General features: G+C 33.9%; 5 protein-coding genes and 1 pseudogene. All 6 read left to right on the top strand.

Annotation, left to right across the window (positions count from 1 at the left end; all coding sequences use genetic code 11):
- Nucleotides 1–91: 91 nt before the first annotated feature.
- Nucleotides 92–451 carry a helix-turn-helix domain-containing protein gene (locus BBH99_RS09175; protein WP_066694848.1) on the top strand — a complete coding sequence of 120 codons (360 nt, stop codon included), beginning with the start codon at nt 92–94 and terminating at the stop codon, nt 449–451.
- A 403-nt stretch (nt 452–854) separates the two neighbouring features.
- Nucleotides 855–2,129 carry an aminotransferase class I/II-fold pyridoxal phosphate-dependent enzyme gene (locus tag BBH99_RS09170; RefSeq protein WP_066694846.1) on the top strand — a complete coding sequence of 425 codons (1,275 nt, stop codon included), beginning with the start codon at nt 855–857 and terminating at the stop codon, nt 2,127–2,129.
- Nucleotides 2,122–2,760, top strand: a complete 639-nt coding sequence (locus BBH99_RS09165; RefSeq protein ID WP_066694845.1) for a TetR/AcrR family transcriptional regulator — start codon at nt 2,122–2,124, stop codon at nt 2,758–2,760. The genes BBH99_RS09170 and BBH99_RS09165 overlap by 8 nt, the downstream gene beginning before the upstream one ends.
- Before the next feature lie 100 nt (nt 2,761–2,860).
- Nucleotides 2,861–3,946, top strand: a complete 1,086-nt coding sequence (gene dnaX / locus BBH99_RS09160) for a DNA polymerase III subunit gamma/tau (RefSeq protein ID WP_066694844.1) — start codon at nt 2,861–2,863, stop codon at nt 3,944–3,946.
- 32 nt (nt 3,947–3,978) lie between these two features.
- Complete coding sequence (locus BBH99_RS22740; RefSeq protein WP_228390775.1) at nt 3,979–4,563, top strand: hypothetical protein; 585 nt, start codon at nt 3,979–3,981, stop codon at nt 4,561–4,563.
- Nucleotides 4,564–4,956: 393 nt separating this feature from the next.
- A pseudogene (locus tag BBH99_RS09150) lies at nt 4,957–5,471 on the top strand (3-deoxy-7-phosphoheptulonate synthase); the annotation flags it as partial.

Below are 5,471 nucleotides of genomic sequence, written 5' to 3'. Positions count from 1 at the left end.
CTTTTATACTTTCCCGAAAAGTTCACCATGTGGATTTTAATGCGTATTTTTAATTTTATAATTTTTAATGAATTATAAATAAAAAAACAAGATGAAAAGAAGTGAAGAAATAACCCAACAGTATTTTACTTTTTTAGAAGATCATATCCGGCAAGTGATTAAAGGAGATGTTTCTGAATTTATGGAGGTAAATGAAATTGCAGGAAGGCTGGCCGTTTCCCATAAACACCTTACCGATACCATAAAAAAAGAAACAGGACAGCATCCTTGCTACTTTTATGATGGAGAAATTATCCGGCAGGCAAAACAAATGCTTGCTGATTCAGACCACTCGGTTGCTGAAATTGCCCGTATATTTACTTATGACCCCTCTAATTTTTCAAAATTCTTTAAAAAGATGACAGGAGAAACTCCAGGTGAATTCAGGAAGTCATTAAAAAATGAACTTTAATTTCCAGAAACCTCTATGTGAATTGTTTTAGTTTTATTTTGAATATAAACTAAATAATGCGTTAAAAAACTTTACTAATTATCGGGTTGTTTAGCATATATATTAATGGGAAAAATAATGATTTATAAATGAGATTGTTAAGATAAATACTTATAATTTTTTGTTTTTTATTTATAAATATTGTTTTATTGTTTGCTTTTTTTTATTAAATTTATATGAGAAAAAACTAAATAATTTACCACCATAGAAAAAAAACAGGGTACAGATATAATAAGTTATTTGGTTTCCAATGACTAAGAGGAATTATTGTGTAATTAATAATATTTAATCTTTTACACAAGCGTAAGCCTTCCAAAATAGCTATATATTTGCTCCTTATAAACCACAACAAACAAGATTAAGGATGAGCATCAATTTCACAACAGCAACATTTAGGGATTTCGAGAATATTCCGGACTTTGATATAGTTAAAAGAGCTGATATATTTTATGATTTTTTAGAGTATATGAAATCTAATGGACATATGAATTACAGATTGAAAAATAATTCAGGTTGTAGTTCTGTGATGAATGTAGATATAGGAGGAAAACCAGATGATTTTGTAAGTTTTGTTTCCAATGATTATCTTGGTTTTACGCAACATCCGAAAGTGAAACAAGCTGCAATTGAAGGAATACAGAAATATGGTACAGGGGCAGGAGCTTCACCCCTTATTGGAGGGCATTTTGTCTTTCATGATGACCTTGAAAAAAAGATTTCTTCCTTTTTTGGAAGAAAACAGGAGGAAGCAGTCATATTTACAACAGGATATACTGCTAACAGTGCAACTCTTCAGATTTTATTACAAAAAGAAGATATTGCCATTATAGATATGGCTGTGCATGCCAGTGTACATGAAGGATGTGCTTTTACCAATACAAAAACATTTCCTCACAATAATTTGGATGCTTTGGAACACATTTTGAAGACATCTGAAGATAAATTTCGTACAAAGCTTGTCATCATTGACGGAATTTATTCTCAAGATGGTGATGTATCTCCTTTGAGAGACATCTATAATTTAGTAAAAAAATATAATGCCTATTTAATGGTAGACGATGCTCATGGTGTGGGAATTTTGGGAGAAACAGGGAGAGGTGCTTTAGAAGAGGCAGGATTGATGGATAAAGTTGATTTTATTACAGGAACATTCAGTAAAACATTCGGAAATGTAGGAGGTTATGTGATCTGTGATAAAAAAATGGCGGCTTTTATAAGATTTCAGTCCCGTCAACAGATTTTTTCTGCAACAGCACCGCCATCTATAATGGGAATTATCAAAGCAATTGAATTGGTAGATGAAGAGCCAATGTGGCGTATAAAGCTTTGGGAAAATATAAATTACTTTAAAAAAGGATTGAATGATATAGGGTTAGATACAGGAAATACCTGTTCTGCAATAGTTCCGGTGAAAATAGGTGATCCTAATGTAACCGGAGATGTAGGAAAGCTTCTTATAGAGCACGGTGTCTACACTAATCCCATATTATATCCGGCAGTAGCGAGGAAAGATGCAAGAATCAGAATGGCTGTCATGGCCACTCATGAGAGAAAACATTTAGACAAAACGCTAAATGCATTTGAAGATATCAATAATAAATTGCATATTGCAAAAAAATTTAATAACAACCATGCCTAGAAAAGTTGTACAGGGTCCTATCAGAGATAAGGAGAAGACCAAACAGAAACTGTTGGCCGCAGTTGGTAAAATTTTAAGAGTAAAGGGTTACTCTGGCCTAAAAGTAAGCAAAATTGCAGCAGTAGCTGGTTTTGATAAAAAATTGATCTACGAGTATTTCGGAAGTACTGATAAACTGATTGATGAGTATATCAAATCTCAGGATTACTGGAGCAATAACCTTGCAGGCGGTACCGAAATTGACCTTAGTGACGGAGGTAAGGAACTGTCTAAAATTGCTTTAATTAATCAATTCGAAAGCCTGAAGAAAAATAAAGAACTTCAGAAAATCATTCTTTGGGAGCTTTCAGAACATAAACCTATTCTAAGGAAACTTGCTGATGAACGTGAAGAAATGGGGGATGTGATGTTCAAGAATATTACAGATCCTTATTTTGGAGAAGACAAAGCAAAAAGATTCAGAGCTATTATGGCATTGCTGATTTCAGGAGCTTACTATCTGAATATTCATACTGCAGCTAATGGAAGTACTTTCTGTGGCTTGGATATGAAAAGTGAAGAAGGCAGATCTGAAATTGAAAAAGCAATAACTGATATTGTTGATTTTGCTTATCAGGACAAAAATAAATAATTAATTAAAAGTTTTCCAATTAATACAGAATTATACTTTTTGTGGATAATTTGAAAACTTTTAATTTTCAAATTAAAACTATATTTCTTATTTTTGACCAATGGAAAATTTTATAGTATCTGCAAGAAAATATCGTCCTCAGGAGTTTGACACGGTGGTAGGACAATCCCATATTACGGATACTTTAGAACATGCAATTGAAGAAAGCCAGCTAGCTCAGGCATTGCTTTTCTGCGGTCCTCGTGGTGTGGGTAAAACTACTTGTGCCAGAATTTTAGCAAGAAAAATCAATGAGAAAGACGGCTCTGTTTCAGAAGATGGTTTTGCTTATAATATCTATGAATTGGATGCTGCATCCAATAACTCAGTAGATGATATCAGGGAACTGATAGATCAGGTACGCTTTGCTCCTCAGGTTGGTAAATATAAAGTATATATTATTGACGAGGTTCATATGTTGTCTTCTGCCGCCTTCAATGCTTTCCTTAAAACATTGGAAGAACCGCCGGCTCATGCCATTTTTATTTTGGCTACAACGGAAAAGCATAAAATTATTCCAACCATTCTATCCCGTTGTCAGATTTATGATTTTAAAAGAATCACCATTGAAGACATTCAGGGACATCTTAGAAATATTGCCCAGAAAGAAAATATTCAGTACGAAGACGATGCTTTGTATTTGATCGCTCAAAAAGCGGATGGAGCATTAAGAGATGCACTTTCTATCTTCGACAGGCTTTCTACATTCTCCCAGAGAAACATTACCCTGGCAAAAGCTGCCGAAGTATTAAATATTCTGGATTATGATCAATATCTGAACATTGTTGATCTCGCTAAAGAAAATAAAATTCCTGAAGTTCTTTCTGCGTTCAATGATATCGTTAAAAAAGGTTTTGATCCTCATATTTTCGTTGCAGGATTAGGAAATCACTTCAGAGATCTAATGATGGCTCAAAATACTTCAACCATAGACCTGATTGAAGTAGGAGAAAAAACAAAATCAAAGTTTGTAGAGCAGGGTCAGAAATGGAGTGCACAACAACTTATTGATGGAATTGAGATCTGTAATCATGCAGATATTAATTACAAAAACTCCAAGAACCCAAGGCTTACTGTTGAGATTGCATTAATGCAATTGGCTTCGCTGACTGCTAATTCAGACGTTACTAAAAAAAAAAAATCCTGATACTGGCTCCGTTTCTCAGTGAGAAGCAGGAAGTGAAAATCCCTGAAAAAATTCAGGAGAAAAAAGAGCCTGTTACAATAGAACAGGCAGCTGTACAGATTGAAAATGTTCAGGCCGCTGTGATCAGCAAAACTTCAAAACCTTTATCCAGACCAGGAGTTTCTTCCGGTTTCAGCATCACTTCTTTTTTAAATAAAGAAGTGAAGACGGAAGTGGCAGAAGATATTGCTATAAAGACCGATCACCTTCCTAAAAATCATTTTACAGATACAGATCTCCAGACCGAATGGAAGATTATGCTTAAACAGTTGCAGAAAAAAAATACTTTCGTTTTTAATGCAGTAAAAACCTTTAAGTTGGAGAAAAAAGAAGAGAATAAGATCACCGTTTTGTTCCCTTCCGACTCCGCAAAAGTGGAATTTGATAAAATAAGTGGAGAATTTTTCAATCATTTCAGAAGAAAAGTTCAAAATTATTCTATTGAGGTAGAATACGTGCGAGACGTTGAAAATCTGAAGATTGAGGTTGTTACCAAAAGAAAAATTTACGAAAAATTCATAGAAAAAAATCCACTTTTGAAAGATCTTGATGATTTAATGAAGTTTGATTTGACATAATTTTTATATATTTGTCAAAGTTTTCTGCGAAAAATAACTTTTCAGCAAAAACAAAAATAGTAAGAAACGCTAAATAAAGACATTTCCAGAACAAAATGGAAAAATTATCGAATACATATCTGTCTTTCTTTACACCCGCTAATTATTTTAGCGGTTATTTTAGCTTTTCTGCTTCTTATTATAGAAATTTTAGAACGTATTACCGATTTTACTGGTACTGCTAATTAAATTTCTTTCCAAAAAATACAGGAAAAGTAGAGCCCTTTCATTTTCCTGATTCCTTTAAACAACTTTGAACGGCATTTTTTGAAAAGAATTATAAATTAAATTTTATAATCAAAGGGCTATTGCTGTGAACTTAACAAAAAATATAAAAACAATAAAATTTAGAATATGAATTTAAAAGACTTAAAAAACGAGTGGATTAGTGGGCTTACACAGCCATTAATGATTGCAGGACCATGTAGTGCTGAAAGTGAAGCTCAGATGCTCGAAACTGCCAGAAGAATTAAAGAATCCAATGCTCAGGTATCGGTATTCCGTGCAGGGATCTGGAAGCCTCGTACTAAACCTAACGGATTTGAAGGAGTAGGAGTAATCGGTTTGAACTGGCTGAAAAAAGTAAAAGAAGAGTACGGTTTCAAAACAGCAACCGAGGTTGCCAATGCGCACCACGTATTCGCGGCGCTAGAAGCGGATGTAGATGTTCTTTGGATTGGAGCTCGTTCTACAGTTAACCCTTTCACCGTTCAGGAAATCGCAATGGCTTTAAGAGGTACAGATAAACCTGTATTTGTTAAAAACCCTGTAAATCCGGATTTGGCTTTATGGATAGGAGCCTTGGAAAGACTTTTAGGTCAGGATATTAAAAACCTTGGTGTTATTCACAGAGGATTCTCAACATATCA

Origin of the sequence: Chryseobacterium contaminans, from assembly GCF_001684955.1 — a bacterium.
GTDB classification, from domain to species: Bacteria; Bacteroidota; Bacteroidia; order Flavobacteriales; family Weeksellaceae; genus Chryseobacterium; species Chryseobacterium contaminans.
The sequence above is the reverse complement of the archived record's forward strand: the minus strand, read 5'-3'. Positions and strand labels throughout refer to the sequence as shown.